The organism is Paenibacillus sp. FSL H3-0321 (assembly GCF_038002865.1).
GTDB lineage: Bacteria > Bacillota > Bacilli > Paenibacillales > Paenibacillaceae > Paenibacillus_AQ.
In genome coordinates, this window is record NZ_JBBODH010000001.1 from 4,843,846 (window position 1) to 4,858,774 (window position 14,929).

A 14,929-nucleotide genomic window follows, 5' to 3' on the forward strand; every position below is an offset into this window, starting at 1 on the left:
GTGAGAACCATGAATGCGAAAGTACAGGATAGCATCACGACGAGCCAAGCGACCATTATTATGGTCAATTACATCCTCGTAGCAGGCGTATTCACCCTTCCCCGGACAATTGTACAGGCTGCCGGCACTCCTGACGTGTGGATATCGCTTATTTTGAGTGCCCTGCTGTCCATGGTGGCCGGCATGGTAATTGTGCTGCTTAGCCAGCGGTTTCCGGGCAAGACCTTTTATCAGTACAGCAGAATTATTATCGGCAAGCCGCTTGCGGCGATTCTGGGAGTGGTCATCGCTGCGTATTTTTTATGTATTTCCGGTTATGAGCTGCGTTCGATGCAGGAGGTTACCGGATTCTTTTTGCTGGAGGGTACACCCTATTGGGCGGTTGCCTCTGTATTCATGTGGATTGCGCTTTATTTATGCAGAGGGGGAATTAATGCGCTGTCCCGGATGTGCAGACTGATTGCCCCCATGGCCGCGGCGATTTTTTTCGGGGTCTGTCTGCTTAGCCTGAAAATATTTGATATAGACAATCTCCGCCCTGTGCTCGGGGAAGGGCTGGGTCCGGTATTGAGAGGCACTAGGCCGACAGCTCTGACGTATACGGCTGGTGAAGCGCTGCTGTTCCTTGTAGCTTTTATGGAAAAACCCAAAAAAGCAGGGCGGGTGCTTGTCGTAGGGACATTGATTTCTATGATCTTTTATGTGGTTGCTGTTGTAATGACGATAGGGGCACTTTCTGTAGAGGGTGTAGTCACCCGGACATGGCCCTTCATCGATCTGATACGCAGCTTTGAGGTGAACCTGCTGTTTGAACGTTTCGAATCCTTGCTCCTGGTCATCTGGATTATGCAAATTTTTTGTACCTTCTGCATTTCCTTCTATGGAGCCGCGCTGGGAATTTCGCAAATCTTCAACAAAAAGCTCGACCATTGCCTATTCGCCTTGCTTCCGCTTGTTTATTTTATTACGGAAACTCCTCCGAATATCAATGGCCTGTTCGCATTCGGCACCAGCCTTGGTAATTGGGCCATTCTGCTGTTCGGATTGCTGCCGTTGCCGCTGCTAATTGTTGCTCATTTCAGGAGAGCCGGATCATGAAGCGAATCGTACTGCTTGCCGTGCTTCTAATTCAAAGCATAGGGTTATCCGGCTGCTGGAGCAGCACGCCTATTGAGAACTTAAATATGGAAGTGGCCGTGGCGCTCGACATAGCGGATGAAACACCAATCGAAGAGGATTTTGAGCAGAGGGGCGGGGGGTACCCGAAGAATAGACGAATGTCCTGCACCTACCAATTTATCGTACCCCAAGGTTCAGTGGGTTCAAAAAAGGAAGGTGCATCCTCCAGAAATTTCTATAATATGACTGAAACCGGAGACTCCATCTTCGAAGCGATCCGTGAACTGTCGCTGCGTACAAACAATCCTCCCATTGGACATCATCTGAAGGTCATCGTAATCGGCGAGCAGCTGGCACGTTCTACCAAGCTTTCAGAGCTGGTCGATTTTTTCAGCCGGGATAATGATATCCGCCCCAGTGTGCTGATTCTCGTCAGCAAGGGAAAGGCCAGTGATGTGCTGAACAACGTGCTTCCGGGCCAGACACCTGCGTTTGTGCTGGAGGGAATATTTGGCAACAGGGACCGGAACCTGCGGATCTGGGAGCCAGTGTCTATCGCAAAGGCCGCAGGTCCCCTGCATGGGAAAACCACCTTTATGTTGCAGAATGTAATAGCTGCTAAAAATGAGATGAAATTTGCCGGAGCCGGTGTGATCAAGGGGGAGACGGGCAAGCTGCAAGGCTTCTTAAACGAGGAGGAGCTGGAGGGTGTCGTCTGGCTTACGGGAAAAGGGAAAGGCGGAGTGCTTAAGACTACTGAGGATGGCAGCGGCAGGCTGATTACTTATGAGGTTAAGTCCATGGGCAGCAAAATCAAGGCTAAGGTCGAGGAAGGCGAGATCTCTTTTGCCGTGAAGATCGAGTCAACGGGCAGATATGCGGAGACTTTCGCACATGGAGGACAAAAGCTGGACGCTGCTTATATGAAGCAGGATGAACTGGTGCTGCAGGATAAGGTAAAGGAAATGGCCGGAGCCTCTGTGGAGACAATGCAGCAAAAGCTGCATGCCGACGCCGCCGGATTCGGCAAAATCCTGCGTATTCAGCATCCTGCCGTATGGAGGAAGGTGAAAGGGAACTGGGATGAAACCTTCAGCCGGGTTCCGATAACCATTGATGTCAAGCTGCATATAGAGGAATACGGGGCTTCCGGGACTTCCACCGAATAAAGCACGGTTATTCAAGAAAGTCCTTGACCCTTACACTGGTGTCAGGGTTTATACTTGGAATAGAAGTTCTCATGAACCCCGGGGAGAATGAATGCTATGAAAATAGGTGAACTTGCAGCACAGACGGGCGTCAGTGTCCGATCACTGCGTTATTATGAGCGTCAGGGACTTATCGCTCCCCTCCGCCAGGCGAATGGATACCGGGAGTATTCAGCGCTTGCTGTAGAGACGGTGGAGACGATTAAGCTGTATTTAAATTTGGGTTTGTCCACGGAAGAGATTTCCGGTTTTCTGCACTGCGTGCTGAAGAATAAAGAAGCATTCTGCGCGGAAGTGATGCCGCTATACCGCAGCAAGCTGGAGGAGATTGAGCGCCAGATTGTGCAGCTCAGCCAAATTAAGCTGAACCTGCAGCAGCGGATGGCCTCCATCCAGCAGGAACGGCTGGAGGCAGAGGCAGCTGATAACGCGCTGTCCGAATGAAGACGGTCCAAAGAATGTACTTTTTGTATTATTCAAGATATACACATGGGAGGAACTAACGATGGCTATTATCAATGCAGAGAAAACTGAGGATCTGAAGGCCAAACTAAGAGGCAGCGGGACCGTACTGGTTGATTACGGAGCGCCATGGTGCGCGCCCTGCAAGATGTTGCTGCCTGTTCTAGAGGAGCTGAATGACGAGTATGGAGACAGTGTGGCTATCGTTAAGGTGAACTGTGATGAACTGCCGGAGCTGGCGGGGGAAGCCGGAGTCATGGGCCTGCCTACGGTGATTGTGTATAGTGGAGGTCAACCAGTGGAGAAGCTGGTCGGCCTGCGTCCTAAATCGGCCTACCAGGGTGTATTGAACAAGTATGCGGCTGTAAGCAACAGATAAGAGAATAAGAGGCAGTGAGCGTCATGTCCAGCATGCGCTTCCTGCCTCTTCCTATGTCTATTTATGAATTCAAAGTGACTTGGCTTTCTCCGCAACGGGAACAACCTCATTATGATGCAATGCCTCCAGCACTTCGGTCCGAAGAGCATCTGTGAACTCATTCCACGTCTTTTTGCCAACACCCAGCTCATCACGTCCGATGGAATTCAGTGTTTCCAGCCATACGCGTTTGTCATTAATTTCGCCAAGCTGCTCCTGGATCTGTTTGTAAATCTCCTCATGGGCATGGAATTTCTGGTTGAGTGCGAATGCGGCCGCATTGGCTGTATAGCGCAGCTCCTTGGCGGCGATCCGCAGCTCATGCAGCGCGTCGAAGGCTTCCTGTGATTCGGCCTCGGCACCTTTGAATAGGGTTTTGCATGTTTTTTTCTTCTGCTCAAAAGCTACTTCAAGTTCGCGCATGACGACGTTTACATCTCTTTTCGCTGCCAGTGGCTCAAGCGTGCTGCTTCGAAAAGCTTCCCATAACCCGTCCAATTCCTTGCCGGCCAGCTTTGGGAGCTCAGCCTCCAGCTTCTTGCGGTATTCCTTCCGCTTATCCTTCTGGTGTTTGATGACCGCCTTCAGCAGTTCGGCAGTTTTCACCTCGCCGGCTTCCTTGGCGCTCTTGCGTCTTTCCTTGAAAGATTCAATAAGAACATCTGCATCCCTGACCTTGCCCAGCCTTTTCTGGGCCTGCTTGAATACGCTGTACAGCTCGGCTGCGGCGGAATGATCCGGGTCGAGAATGGACAGCAGGGTCAGCAGCTTGCGGCTGTTGACTCTGGCTTGATGAATCTCTTCGTCATCAAAGTTTTTGAGCGCGTCTTTGCTGTAGTCTCTAAAGTTGATATACAGCTTGTGCATCGCCTGTTCCCATTGTCTGGTCTTGCTTAACTGCCTGTCCTTCGCAAGTTGTTCGACTGTCATGCGGCATCACTCCTCAAGGTTGTGTATAGCATGAGCTTCAGCGCTTAATCTTGCCGCTGATTGAAACTTGTTATGGTATTAGGATAACGGTATCCTGCGGCTATTTCAAATGCTGAACCCACGCTTTGCCTTCGCGCCAGGCTGCGGATCGGTTACAATATGACTATTGGTTCGGACAAAGGTTAACATTCAATAGGTACTCGGGGGATGAATGATGATCAATAAAGGAATTAACAGAGCAGAATCGGGCGCGGAGCGCGCTCTTCCGAATGAAATGGTGCTGTTTGAGCATTTGTCAGATGATGACGGGAAGGCAGCAAAATATGGCGGAAGTGAGGCTGCTGAAGGTGGAGCGGTGGCGGAACATGCTGTGAAGTCAGGAGATGCGGGAGAAGCGGAACATGTTACATTGGCCGGAGATGGTGGAGAGGCGGAGCATGCTGTGATGGCCGGAGATGTGGGGAAGGCAGAGCATGCTGTGATGGCTGGAGATGTGGGGAAGGCAGAGCATGCTGTGATGGCAGGAGATGCTGGAGAGGCAGGAGGCATGCTGGTTCCCTTTGCATTTGAGGAGACGCTGTGCCGGGACATTGGAGCGGGACTGGCCCCTCCAGCCCTGCATCTCTGGAGTCATCCCGCAGGTGTTGCACTGGGCCTGCGGGACAGCAAACTGCCCCGCGCAGATGAGGCGATGGCCGGGCTTGAGCGGCGCGGGTTTCGTACGGCGGTCCGTCACTCCGGCGGGGCTGCCGTGCCGCTGGATGCCGGGATCGTCAATGTGGCGCTGGTCCTTCCGAAAACTCCGGGCAAGCTGGATTTTCACGACGATTTCCGGCTGCTGGCTTCCCTGATTCAGGAAGCCGTAGCGGTAAGCCATCCGCAGGCTGCGGCGTTGATCCAGGCCGGAGAAATCACCGGTTCCTATTGTCCCGGCGATTTCGATCTGGCTATCGGCGGCCGCAAGTTCTGCGGCATTGCCCAGCGGCGGCAGAGCAGCGCGTATTTCGTTCACGCGTTCGTTGTGGTCTCCGGCTCCGGGCAGGAGCGCGGAGAGCTGATCCGCGGATTCTATGAGACTGCGTCCGGCGGGGACGAGTCTTTGTCTTATCCGCGGGTCCGCCCGGAGACCATCGCTGCGTTAAGCGAACTCGGCGGGCCGGCTTCGGCGGCGGTGTTCGTTTCAGGCATCCGGCAGGCAATCGCCGGGCGCGGAGTGCAGCTTAAACCGGCTGCCCTCCTCAGGGAGGAGACCGGTTATGACTTGCAGTATGCGGATCAGCGTGTGCTGGAAGCGGCACGGGTGCTGCGGGAACGTTATGCCCGCTGAGCGTCTGCAGGGATTGAGCTTGAATGTGAGCTGAAGCTTGAGTTGGAACTGGGGTTTGAGTTTGGGGTTTGGGTATGGCGATTCCGGCCAAACCCCGCAAAAGGTGCTGCAAGACAGCTGCTTTAAGCAGCTGCGGCAGCACCTTTTGTTATGGGGTGATAAGGAGCCGCAATGTTACTGATATAAGCTGAGCTGAACGCAAGTTTGCGACAAATACCGTGCCCATGCTAACCGCACAGTGTCCACGATAATAAGAGGCACTGCTAAGCGGATAGCTGCACTTTATACAACTAAAACCTGACCTTTTAGGCCCGGCAAGGAGATAACTGCATTCTGTACACTTAAAAAGTGTCGATCCGGCCCAAACATAGCTTTCCGGAATTTTTAATTGCAGGAAATACACTTATTTCCAAATAATCTCCATTTTGGACCGGATTAGTTGCAGTAAATACATCTATATGGTGCGGTGTAATGAGACCGCTGTTTTGTTCAAACTATATAATTCTTGTTTCGGCTTTTCCTGCGGGCAGCGGCTACGTATACAGCTCTGGCCGTCTGTCGGAAAAGATCGGAATCTGCTGTCTTACCTCCCGCACCTTCTGTAAATCAATGACGCCGCTCAGGATTTCCTCGCTTTCTCCGGCCTCACATATAATGTCGCCCCACGGATCAATGATCATGGAATGCCCGGCGAAAATGTTCGCCGGATCAGCTCCGGCGCGGTTGCAGGCGACGACGTAGCATTGGTTTTCGATTGCCCGGCTGATCAGCAGGGCACGCCAGTGGGACAGCCGGGGCAACGGCCATTCGGCGCTGATGAACAGCACCTCCGCTCCGAGTGCCGTATGGGCGCGCACCCACTCCGGGAAGCGGATATCATAGCAGATCAATCCGGCGCATAACGTACCGTCCAGGCTGAACAGCCCCTTGTCTTCTCCTGGCTGAAGATACAGGTGCTCATCCATCAGGCGGAACAGATGCAGCTTGCTGTATTCCCCGGCAAGCCCGCCATTACGGCCAAAGACGAACATGCTGTTGGTGATCCCGGCAGCCTGCTTGTTGGCTACGGAACCGGCAACGATGTTGATGCCATATTCGCGGGCCAGGCCGGAAATAAAGTCCTTCGTAATCTGCCCCTCTGGATCGGAAATTTCATCAAGCCGTGTTAGATCGTATCCGGTCGTCCATAATTCGGGGAGAATGAGGCAGTCAGGACGAGTTGCTGCGGCCTGGCGTATTTTGTGTTCAGCGGCCACATAATTTGCCTCGGGTTTGCCAAATGCTATATCGAGCTGAATCAGGGAAATTTTCATATTTCCAGCCTCCTCTTTAATAATTATTGATAAATTAGTTGACGGGTCAACCATATCGGTGTAAACTAATTTTTATCAAAAGGATTTTGCGCAATATATTTGCGTTAGTGTATTCTTTTTGAATCCAGTTTTGTACAAAGCAATCCACAGTAGTGGAGCTTATAAAACTATAAGGGGGTTAATTTTGACTGAACATCTGCCTGAGGAAGAAGAGCAAATATTTGAACTGCTGCAGGCGCTGAACAAGGGAATCAGCCCCAAGTTTGAACGTTGTGCAGGCATCAGCCCTACGCGGCTCCGCCTGCTTCACGAGCTGTTTCAGGTTGCAGAAATCAGTCAGATTTCGCTGCAAAAGGAAGTCGACATTGATGCTGCAGCGGTCACCCGCCATTTGAAGGGGCTGGAGGAGAACGGCATGATCTCCCGCCGCAATAATCCTGCCGACAACAGGGTGACTTTGGTCTCGCTCACTGAACAAGGACGTGAGAAAATTCTCTCCTACAAGGAGGAGAAGATCCGGTTCCTCCGCTCATTGCTCACCGGATTTGAAGAGCAGGAGCTCAAAGTGCTTATAGATATGCTTACCCGGCTGCAGCAAAACATCAATTTACTGTAGCCTGACTTATATACCAATTATAAAGGAGATTATTACAAATGAATGCTACCAGAACCAACGATTTCAATTCTATTATTACAGGCCGCCGCTCGGTCCGCAAATATGATACCTCTGTCAAAATCAGCAAAGAGGAAATGACCGAGATTCTAACTGAGACTACACTGGCTCCTTCCTCGGTCAACATGCAGCCTTGGCGCTTCCTCGTGATCGAAAGTGCGGAAGGCAAAGCCAAATTGGCTCCTATCGCCCGCTTCAATCAGGTGCAGGTAGAAACCTCCGCAGCAGTTATTGCCGTATTCGGCGACTTGAACAATTTTGATTATGCTGAACAGATTTACGGTACGGCTGTTGAGCGCGGACTTATGCCTCAGGATGTGAAAGAGAACCAATTAACCCGTCTGGCCAGCCATTTCGCGACACTGCCAGCGGATGTGAACAGAGAGACTGTGATGATTGACGGCGCATTGGCTTCCATGCAGCTGATGCTGGCTGCCCGTGCCCACGGCTATGACACCAACCCTATCGGCGGATTCGAAAAGGATCAAATTGCTGAAGTCTTCGGCATGGACAAAGACCGTTACATCCCGGTTATGCTGATTTCGATTGGCAAAGCGGATGGAGAAGGATACGCATCCGTCCGTCTGCCGATTGACACTATTGCCGAGTGGAAATAAGAGCGTAAGCTCCCAATTTCAGTTGTGAAGTTCATTCTGACAAAACCATTAGGAGGAACAAAACTATGATTATTATCCACGCTTTAATGCAAGTGAACCCCGAACGCGAGGAGCAGTTCCTGGCTGAAGCCAAGACGCTGCTTGCAGCAACTCATGAGGAAGAAGGCAACCTCTCTTATGAGCTGTACAAGCACGCCTCACAGGAGAATGTATATATTATGGTCGAAACCTGGCGCGATGCAGCTGCTGTGGGCAGCCATAACACAAGCCCTCACTTCACGGGGTTTGCCGCTAAGGCAGGCGAATTTCTGACTGCGCCGCTGGATGTGAAGGTATATAACGGCGAGCTGTTGCAGCAGTAAGGGGAATGTAACAAGTGGGAGGGATAGGGAATCGTTCACGCAAAGGATGTTCTGGCCAATCAGTTACTAGCCAATGCCAATGATCCAAGCTGGTATTCTCCGTTCGCGCAGGCGGTTGAGGGTTTAACAGAGGAAGAAGCCTTTTGGAAGCCTGACGGGAACAGCAACAGTATCGCTGAAATTACGCAGCATCTGCTGTATTGGAACAATACCTGGCAAACCAGATACCGTCTGGGCCGGGTAGATGCTGTCCCTCCGATTGAGGATAATAACAGCAGTTTTGCCATACCGGAGGGCACAGCCTTCGATCAGTTAAGGACGAAGCTGCTGGAGGTGCTGCTTGGTTGGCAGCCGCTGCTGCAGGAAGACAGACTTGAGGCTAAAGCGGCAGGGTTTCCTGTGCCGGCGGAATGGTGGGAGATTATCAGCAACGCGGCAATGCACAATGCCTATCACATTGGTCAAATCGTATTTATCCGAAAGTTTATTGGCAGCAGGGAATAACTGCAGCCAGGAAGAAAAGAGCACTCCACTAGGACTAGGAGGCTCTTTTTTTTGTATTATAATATGGATGACGATTACAGCAAGTAACCTCTGAGGAAAGGGTGACCATTGCCAGTGAATGTTTTTGAGCCTTCCGATGTGTTGAATGCTTTGCCCAAGCAGTTTTTCGCCGCGCTGGTTGCCAAGGCCAGCCTTGTCGCCGCCGCAGGACATGATGTGATCCATCTTGGACAGGGGAATCCCGATATGCCTACACCGGCCCACATTGTAGAAGCACTGCAGGCGGCAGCGGCTAACCCGCTGAACCACAGGTATCCGCCGTTTCGCGGCCACAGCTATCTCAAGGAAGCGGCAGCCAGCTTTTATAAGCGGGAGTATGGAGTGGAGCTGGATCCGCAGCAGGAGATCGCCATTCTGTTCGGCGGAAAAACCGGGCTGGTTGAAGTGGTGCAGTGTCTCCTCAATCCGGGGGATATAGCACTTGTGCCGGATCCCGGATATCCTGATTACTGGTCAGGCATCGAGCTGGCCCGGGCGGCCATGGAGAAGATGCCGTTGACTGCGGAACATGGATTTCTGCCCGCTTACGGGGACATCAGCCCGGAGCTAGCCGCCAAGGCCAAGCTGATGTTCCTTAATTATCCGAACAATCCTACCGGTGCGGTAGCTACGGAGGATTTTTTCGAGCAGACCGTGAGCTTCGCGGCAGAACACAGGATTTGTGTTGTGCATGATTTCGCTTATGCTGCCATCGGGTATGATGGACAGAAGCCGCGCAGCTACCTGCAGACGCCGGGGGCTAAGGAGAACGGCATTGAGATCTATACTTTGTCAAAAACCTATAATATGGCCGGCTGGCGCGTGGCTTTTGCTGCCGGTAACGCCAGCGTTATCGAGAGTCTGAACCTCTTGCAGGATCATATGTACGTGAGCCTGTTCGGGGCAGTGCAGGAAGCAGCTGCGGCTGCGCTGCTGGGACCACAGGATGCTGTCCGGGAGAACCTGGACCGCTACGAGTCGCGGCGCAACCTCTTAATCGGCGGCTTGCGGAAGATTGGCTGGAAGGTGGAGGCGCCTAAAGGCTCGTTTTTTGCCTGGCTGCCGGTTCCTGAAGGCTATACCTCACAGAGTTTTGCCGGTTTGCTGCTGGAGAAGGCGCATGTGGTGGTAGCTCCCGGTATTGGCTTCGGTGCGTATGGCGAAGGTTATGTGCGGGTTGGGCTAGTGAGCGATGAAGCGCGGCTTGCAGAAGCGGTGGATCGGATGGCGGGACTGAAGCTTTTTGATCCTGTTTATCCATAATGAATAGAGAGATGATATGAGGCGATTTTGTATGGGGGCATTTGCGCGTGCGGGTAGCGGTTGTTTATAAGTAAATCCTGAGGGGTATCTAACCTTAGCCCGATCAGAGACCTATGTGCACCTGAGAGGAAGGGCAGTGGAATGGAGGACTTACATATGAACAAACTTCCGGCAGCGGAATGGGATAACAGGGTAGAGCAGGATATCATAAACGTTGTGAATTATTATTTATCGGGTGGCTCCCTGAAGGCTGCAAAGGAAATGGATAAGGCCAAGGAACTGCTTGCCGATGTATTGAATGACCGGGAGGCGCGTGCGCATCGGCAGGCTCTCGGCGGGGTGATTACAGAGATTAGCCAGCTGTCCGGCATGCCGGGTTTTAGCAGAGAACTGCTTGAACGGCTTGCACTTGAAGTCAGCGGACTGGACTCAGACAAGCTTCGAATGCTGGCTCCGCAGACGACACGGCATAACCGGGTAGACCCTTATGTGAACGGACCGCAGTGCCTGGAAATGATCCTTGAGGAAATCGGGAAGGCGCGCCGTTATATTCATTTGTCCATAATGCTGTTCTTTAACGACCATTCGGGAAATCTGATTGCGGCAGCGCTGCTGCAGGCACTGGAACGGGGTGTCGAAGTCCGCATCATGGTGAATTATACGGTTACCGCACTTGGCTATGGGAAGAATCTCGAGGTGGGTAAGTTCTCAAAGATCTCCAGAATGCTGGAGAATGCAGGGGCCAGGCTGCTCGATACGTTCAACTCCTATTATTCTGCGGCAGAATGGAGTGAGAAACGGGCGGAGCTGAAGTCCAGGGGGGTATCCGAAAGTATTCTCTTCCTGCAGGATAAGGTACAGGAGGACGTGGAGATCACAGGACTCAATGTCATTGACCACCGGAAATTCATGGTCATTGACGGGATTACTTCGATTGTCGGCAGTCTGAACTTCGGGGATCAATATACGTATCAGACGCCGATAGAGGCCTCTTCACTGGTAGAAGTAGACGGTCGGCCCATGGGCACTCCAAGCGGGGAGGAAGAGTGGCATGATGGCTGCTTCCGGATTCAGGGCGCGGCGGCATTGCCGCTGAATGCTGTTTTTCAATCAAGATGGCTGTTGCTTGGGGGCGATCATTTTGATCCGGAAGATGACTTCTACCATCCTGATACAAATTATGCATTAGGTGAGGAGGAGTGTACGCTCTTCGTGAGTTTTCCGGGCAACCCCGTTAATCTGATCCAGCAGTATTATCTGGATTTGATTACTTATGCAGCGGAGGAGACAGTGATCGTGAACCCCTATCTGATTGATCAGGCCTTCTGGGACCGGCTGGGTGAGCTTGGCCCGGACTGTTCCTGCCATCTGGCTATATGCAATCCGCTGGAAGTCAATGACCACCCGACGAACCGGGCGGCTGTGCGCAGCAATATGTATGAGCCTTTTCTTAACGGCGTTTCTTTTTATGACTACAGCTTTACGGGGCGTTTCTCCCACTGGAAAATCACCTATGACCACAGGTCGCGGGCCGTTTTTCACGGCTCCTATAATATCAATGAAAGAAGCGCCTGCCATGACTTTGAGCTGGGACTGCTGGTCAAGGGAGAAGGATTCGCGAAAAGGATCAAATCCATGATTGATTATGACCTTGGTGTTTCGAAAAAGATCAGCGACAAGAAGGAGTTCTTCAAGCATCCGTGGATGCATCCCGGCACTTATCTAAATAAGGCAACCCAGAACTACACCTGATCGTTAATGGGATCACTATCCTGTATAATAAACGGTAACACTATGATGATGGAGCGGAAGAGATGAACATTACAATATTGCGGAACGGCCCCCGTAAGAACGAAGTGTATTTTGCTGCGGAGTATGGTGAGGGCAAGGGGATATGGAATGGTAATCCTGTGGAAGCGGGTGAGGAGCTTGAGGTCGAATTTGAGCTTTCCCCGCTATTTATGCGCTGGGTGGATATTGTGCCTGTAAGCGGCGTGGATTACGGCATCCGAATGGATGGGGATAAGATAATCTTAACCGGGGTGCTGGAGAATATTGAGGCAGATGGAACAGGTTATCTGCGGATTGCCGGCGACCTGATCATGTTCGAATGCCTGGGCGAGCCGATGGTGCTGGGCGGCTATGTGGAGATCCGGACCGGAGAACTGGGGATGTATCCCGTATTCTTGTAAGCGGGGCGGGGTGCTGCAGCCGTATACGGCATGCAATTTACTGCCGGCATAGCCACTGCACAAGAAATAAGCTAAGATAACAATAGATTTGAAGTAAAGCCATGAGGAGCAGAAGTCCAATGAACAGCGATATTCAGCAATTTAAGACGGAATTTTTCAAGGCGCTGGCTCATCCGATGCGGATCCGCATTCTGGAGCTGCTGAGCGAAGGCGAGAAGAATGTGAACGAACTGCAGGCGATTCTCGGCTCGGAAGGCTCCGCCGTATCCCAGCAGCTTGCTGTACTCCGCGCCAAGAATGTAGTAGCCAGTGTAAAAGAAGGAACCACCGTCATTTATTCTCTGCGCGACCCCCTGATTAAAGACCTGCTGGCGGTAGCCAGACAGATATTCGATAATCATCTCGTGAATGCCATTTCGCTCCTGGAGGGCATCCGCAGCGAATAACCCCGGACCATCCGGGGGCGGATTTCCCGTTGACAAGAGCGGCAGGCAGGAGTAATGTTGCTCTTATATTCAAATAATCAGATATTCAAAGAAAAGAAGGTTAGATGATGACAGGGTGGGGCCGCTTTAAAGGCTACAGCATTGCTTCTCTGCGTAAGGATATCATTTCAGGGACGATCGTCGGCGTTATTGCCATCCCGCTTGGGATGGCTTTTGCTATTGCCTCGGGCGTGAAGCCGGAGTACGGGATTTATACAACCATTGTCGCAGGTATACTGATCTCCTTATTCGGAGGTTCGAAATTTCAGATTGGCGGACCTACAGGAGCCTTTATTCCAATTTTGTTCGCGATTGCCATGGAGTACGGGTACGAGAACCTGCTGATTGCAGGAATGATGGCCGGAGTCATCCTCGTCGTTATGGGGCTGCTGAGGCTGGGAGTTCTGATTAAGTTTATCCCGAAGCCGGTAACCATCGGCTTTACGGCAGGGATTGCCGTCATTATCTTCAGCGGGCAGATCGCCAATTTCCTCGGCCTGAAGGATATGGAGCGGCATGAGAGCTTCGTGGACAACATGCAAGAGATCGGCCAGCATATCTCAACGATCAACCTGTACAGTGTTCTGACAGCGGTCATTTGTCTGGCGGTTGTCGTGCTCGGCATGCGTTTTGCGCCCAAGGTGCCGGGATCGCTGATCGGGTTGCTGTTCGCAACGCTAGTTGCGGTGCTGTTCTTCAGCGGCAAGGTGACTACGATCGGCTCTGCATACGGCGATATTCCAAACACGCTGCCGAGTTTTCACTTTCCGGTGATCACCTGGGAGCGGATCAGGCAGCTGCTTCGTCCGGCATTTATCATCGCCATGCTGGGGGCGATTGAGTCACTGCTGTCGGCGGTGGTAGCCGACGGGATGACTGGCAGCCGCCATAACAGCAACCGTGAGCTGATTGGCCAGGGTATCGCGAATATAGCCGCACCTATGTTTGGCGGCATCCCGGCCACAGGTGCAATTGCCAGAACCGCCACCAACATTCGCAGCGGGGCCGCATCCCCGCTGTCGGGAGTGATTCACGGTGTCGTAGTGTTCCTTATTCTTCTGCTGTTTGCGCCTTATGCTTCCAGCATTCCGCTTGCGGCCATGGCGCCAATCCTGATGGTGGTCGCCTGGAATATGAGCGAACGCAAGGAATTTCTGCACCTGCTGAAGCTCAAAACCGGGGATTCCCTGGTGTTGTTCCTTACCTTCCTCTTAACGATATTTGCGGATTTAACGATTGCGGTAGAGGCCGGGCTGGTGCTTGCCGTAGTCCTGTTTGTGAAACGGATGGGTGAAGGGCATCTCGTATCTAAGGTGCTGCCCGACCCCTCGTCGGTCAAAGTAGAGGCGCATATGGTAACGGAGAGCCATGATTGCCCGCAAATCGGAATTTATAATGTGGAAGGCCCGTTGTTCTTTGGAGCAGCCTACAGATTCGAGTCAACGATGCCGGAGCTTGGCCCGGACCTTGCAAAAATTATATTGCTGCGTATGGGCAAGGTGCCGTTTATGGATACCACCGGGGAGGCCAATCTGTCTGGGCTGGTGAAGCAGCTGCAGGCAGACGGAGGAAGGCTGATGATCTCCGGCATTCAACCGCAGCCGCTTGATCTGCTGAAGAAGACGGGGCTGTACGATAAAATAGGGGCCGCGCAGTTTTTTGACCATACTGGAGAAGCGATCAATGAAGCGCTGGAACTGATCAATCCGGTCCGCTGTGCCGGCTGCAGGCATGGGGCGTTCCGGGAATGCGGCGCGTTGTGCGGCCTTGAAGAATCGCCGGGCCGCAGCGTCTTTAGAGCCCGCAAACCGGCAGTGGCGGGTAAACTGAGCAGCGAAGTTTAAGTAAGCACTGCCGAACCAGAGGGAACAGCATGGGCCAATCCCTGTGTTGCTAAATTTCATTATAATATAACAGCCCGGGTGCATTTTGCCCGGGCTGTTATATTATAATGGACTAATGACTGCCAGATTTGTACAATTAACGTAATGAATCTGTTCTATACTGGAACAGATCT

The 14,929-nt window shown here is 52.2% G+C and carries 16 protein-coding genes; 14 read left to right on the top strand and 2 right to left on the bottom strand.

From position 1 onward, the window contains the following. Positions 1 to 9 precede the first annotated feature (9 nt). The 4 genes from MHI45_RS21690 to MHI45_RS21705 all read left to right on the top strand — a co-directional run bounded on the left by MHI45_RS21690 (position 10) and on the right by MHI45_RS21705 (position 3,168). Positions 10 to 1,098 (top strand): spore germination protein, encoded by a 1,089-nt coding sequence (locus MHI45_RS21690; RefSeq protein ID WP_076112844.1) that lies wholly within the window; start codon positions 10 to 12, stop codon positions 1,096 to 1,098. After that, positions 1,095 to 2,288: a Ger(x)C family spore germination protein gene (locus MHI45_RS21695; protein WP_076112843.1), complete on the top strand. Its 1,194-nt coding sequence runs from the start codon at positions 1,095 to 1,097 to the stop codon at positions 2,286 to 2,288. Before MHI45_RS21690 ends, MHI45_RS21695 begins: the two co-directional genes overlap by 4 nt. Positions 2,289 to 2,384: 96 nt before the next feature. Next, entirely contained in the window at positions 2,385 to 2,771 is a 387-nt protein-coding gene (locus MHI45_RS21700; RefSeq protein WP_076112842.1) for a MerR family transcriptional regulator, read from the top strand. Between the two features lie 61 nt (positions 2,772 to 2,832). Beyond that, the gene (locus MHI45_RS21705; RefSeq protein ID WP_076112841.1) at positions 2,833 to 3,168 is read left to right on the top strand and encodes a thioredoxin family protein; all 336 of its coding nucleotides are present in this window, start codon (positions 2,833 to 2,835) and stop codon (positions 3,166 to 3,168) included. Between the two features lie 69 nt (positions 3,169 to 3,237). Here the strand turns inward: MHI45_RS21705 and MHI45_RS21710 are convergent, their stop codons facing one another. Beyond that, positions 3,238 to 4,137 (bottom strand): CHAD domain-containing protein, encoded by a 900-nt coding sequence (locus MHI45_RS21710; protein WP_076112840.1) that lies wholly within the window; start codon positions 4,135 to 4,137, stop codon positions 3,238 to 3,240. Positions 4,138 to 4,348: 211 nt separating this feature from the next. Here MHI45_RS21710 and MHI45_RS21715 point away from each other — a divergent pair, with 211 nt between their 5' ends. Continuing rightward, positions 4,349 to 5,464, top strand: coding sequence for a lipoate--protein ligase family protein (locus MHI45_RS21715; RefSeq protein ID WP_144024419.1), 1,116 nt, complete (start codon positions 4,349 to 4,351; stop codon positions 5,462 to 5,464). Positions 5,465 to 5,997: 533 nt separating this feature from the next. On the opposite strand, the gene MHI45_RS21720 is transcribed toward MHI45_RS21715, so the two are convergent. Further along, entirely contained in the window at positions 5,998 to 6,777 is a 780-nt protein-coding gene (locus tag MHI45_RS21720) for a carbon-nitrogen family hydrolase (protein WP_076112839.1), read from the bottom strand. Between the two features lie 184 nt (positions 6,778 to 6,961). On the opposite strand from MHI45_RS21720, the gene MHI45_RS21725 reads away from it, so the two are divergent. The 9 genes from MHI45_RS21725 (at position 6,962) to MHI45_RS21765 (ending at position 14,756) form a co-directional block, all read left to right on the top strand. Further along, positions 6,962 to 7,393: a MarR family winged helix-turn-helix transcriptional regulator gene (locus tag MHI45_RS21725; RefSeq protein ID WP_076112838.1), complete on the top strand. Its 432-nt coding sequence runs from the start codon at positions 6,962 to 6,964 to the stop codon at positions 7,391 to 7,393. Positions 7,394 to 7,431: 38 nt separating this feature from the next. Further along, on the top strand, positions 7,432 to 8,067 hold the full coding sequence (locus tag MHI45_RS21730) for a nitroreductase family protein (RefSeq protein WP_076112837.1): 636 nt from the start codon (positions 7,432 to 7,434) through the stop codon (positions 8,065 to 8,067). A gap of 65 nt (positions 8,068 to 8,132) precedes the next feature. Beyond that, on the top strand, positions 8,133 to 8,429 hold the full coding sequence (locus MHI45_RS21735) for a putative quinol monooxygenase (RefSeq protein WP_076112836.1): 297 nt from the start codon (positions 8,133 to 8,135) through the stop codon (positions 8,427 to 8,429). A 30-nt stretch (positions 8,430 to 8,459) separates the two neighbouring features. After that, on the top strand, positions 8,460 to 8,933 hold the full coding sequence (locus MHI45_RS21740; protein WP_076112835.1) for a DinB family protein: 474 nt from the start codon (positions 8,460 to 8,462) through the stop codon (positions 8,931 to 8,933). A gap of 114 nt (positions 8,934 to 9,047) precedes the next feature. Then, entirely contained in the window at positions 9,048 to 10,235 is a 1,188-nt protein-coding gene (locus MHI45_RS21745) for a pyridoxal phosphate-dependent aminotransferase (protein ID WP_076112860.1), read from the top strand. 156 nt (positions 10,236 to 10,391) lie between these two features. Then, positions 10,392 to 11,987, top strand: coding sequence for a phospholipase D-like domain-containing protein (locus MHI45_RS21750; protein WP_256718205.1), 1,596 nt, complete (start codon positions 10,392 to 10,394; stop codon positions 11,985 to 11,987). A 62-nt stretch (positions 11,988 to 12,049) separates the two neighbouring features. Continuing rightward, entirely contained in the window at positions 12,050 to 12,427 is a 378-nt protein-coding gene (locus MHI45_RS21755; protein ID WP_076112833.1) for a hypothetical protein, read from the top strand. Between the two features lie 119 nt (positions 12,428 to 12,546). Continuing rightward, positions 12,547 to 12,873, top strand: a complete 327-nt coding sequence (locus tag MHI45_RS21760) for an ArsR/SmtB family transcription factor (protein WP_038585474.1) — start codon at positions 12,547 to 12,549, stop codon at positions 12,871 to 12,873. A gap of 107 nt (positions 12,874 to 12,980) precedes the next feature. Beyond that, positions 12,981 to 14,756 carry a SulP family inorganic anion transporter gene (locus MHI45_RS21765; RefSeq protein WP_076112832.1) on the top strand — a complete coding sequence of 592 codons (1,776 nt, stop codon included), beginning with the start codon at positions 12,981 to 12,983 and terminating at the stop codon, positions 14,754 to 14,756. Positions 14,757 to 14,929 lie beyond the last annotated feature (173 nt).

What these genes read in the sequence shown, in the direction of transcription:
- MHI45_RS21690 (WP_076112844.1), top strand. Translation starts at nt 10, where the DNA reads ATGAATGCGAAAGTACAGGATAGCATCACGACGAGCCAAGCGACCATT.
- MHI45_RS21695 (WP_076112843.1), top strand. Translation starts at nt 1,095, where the DNA reads ATGAAGCGAATCGTACTGCTTGCCGTGCTTCTAATTCAAAGCATAGGG.
- MHI45_RS21700 (WP_076112842.1), top strand. Translation starts at nt 2,385, where the DNA reads ATGAAAATAGGTGAACTTGCAGCACAGACGGGCGTCAGTGTCCGATCA.
- MHI45_RS21705 (WP_076112841.1), top strand. Translation starts at nt 2,833, where the DNA reads ATGGCTATTATCAATGCAGAGAAAACTGAGGATCTGAAGGCCAAACTA.
- MHI45_RS21710 (WP_076112840.1), bottom strand. Translation starts at nt 4,137, where the DNA reads ATGACAGTCGAACAACTTGCGAAGGACAGGCAGTTAAGCAAGACCAGA.
- MHI45_RS21715 (WP_144024419.1), top strand. Translation starts at nt 4,349, where the DNA reads ATGATGATCAATAAAGGAATTAACAGAGCAGAATCGGGCGCGGAGCGC.
- MHI45_RS21720 (WP_076112839.1), bottom strand. Translation starts at nt 6,777, where the DNA reads ATGAAAATTTCCCTGATTCAGCTCGATATAGCATTTGGCAAACCCGAG.
- MHI45_RS21730 (WP_076112837.1), top strand. Translation starts at nt 7,432, where the DNA reads ATGAATGCTACCAGAACCAACGATTTCAATTCTATTATTACAGGCCGC.
- MHI45_RS21735 (WP_076112836.1), top strand. Translation starts at nt 8,133, where the DNA reads ATGATTATTATCCACGCTTTAATGCAAGTGAACCCCGAACGCGAGGAG.
- MHI45_RS21750 (WP_256718205.1), top strand. Translation starts at nt 10,392, where the DNA reads ATGAACAAACTTCCGGCAGCGGAATGGGATAACAGGGTAGAGCAGGAT.
- MHI45_RS21755 (WP_076112833.1), top strand. Translation starts at nt 12,050, where the DNA reads ATGAACATTACAATATTGCGGAACGGCCCCCGTAAGAACGAAGTGTAT.
- MHI45_RS21760 (WP_038585474.1), top strand. Translation starts at nt 12,547, where the DNA reads ATGAACAGCGATATTCAGCAATTTAAGACGGAATTTTTCAAGGCGCTG.
- MHI45_RS21765 (WP_076112832.1), top strand. Translation starts at nt 12,981, where the DNA reads ATGACAGGGTGGGGCCGCTTTAAAGGCTACAGCATTGCTTCTCTGCGT.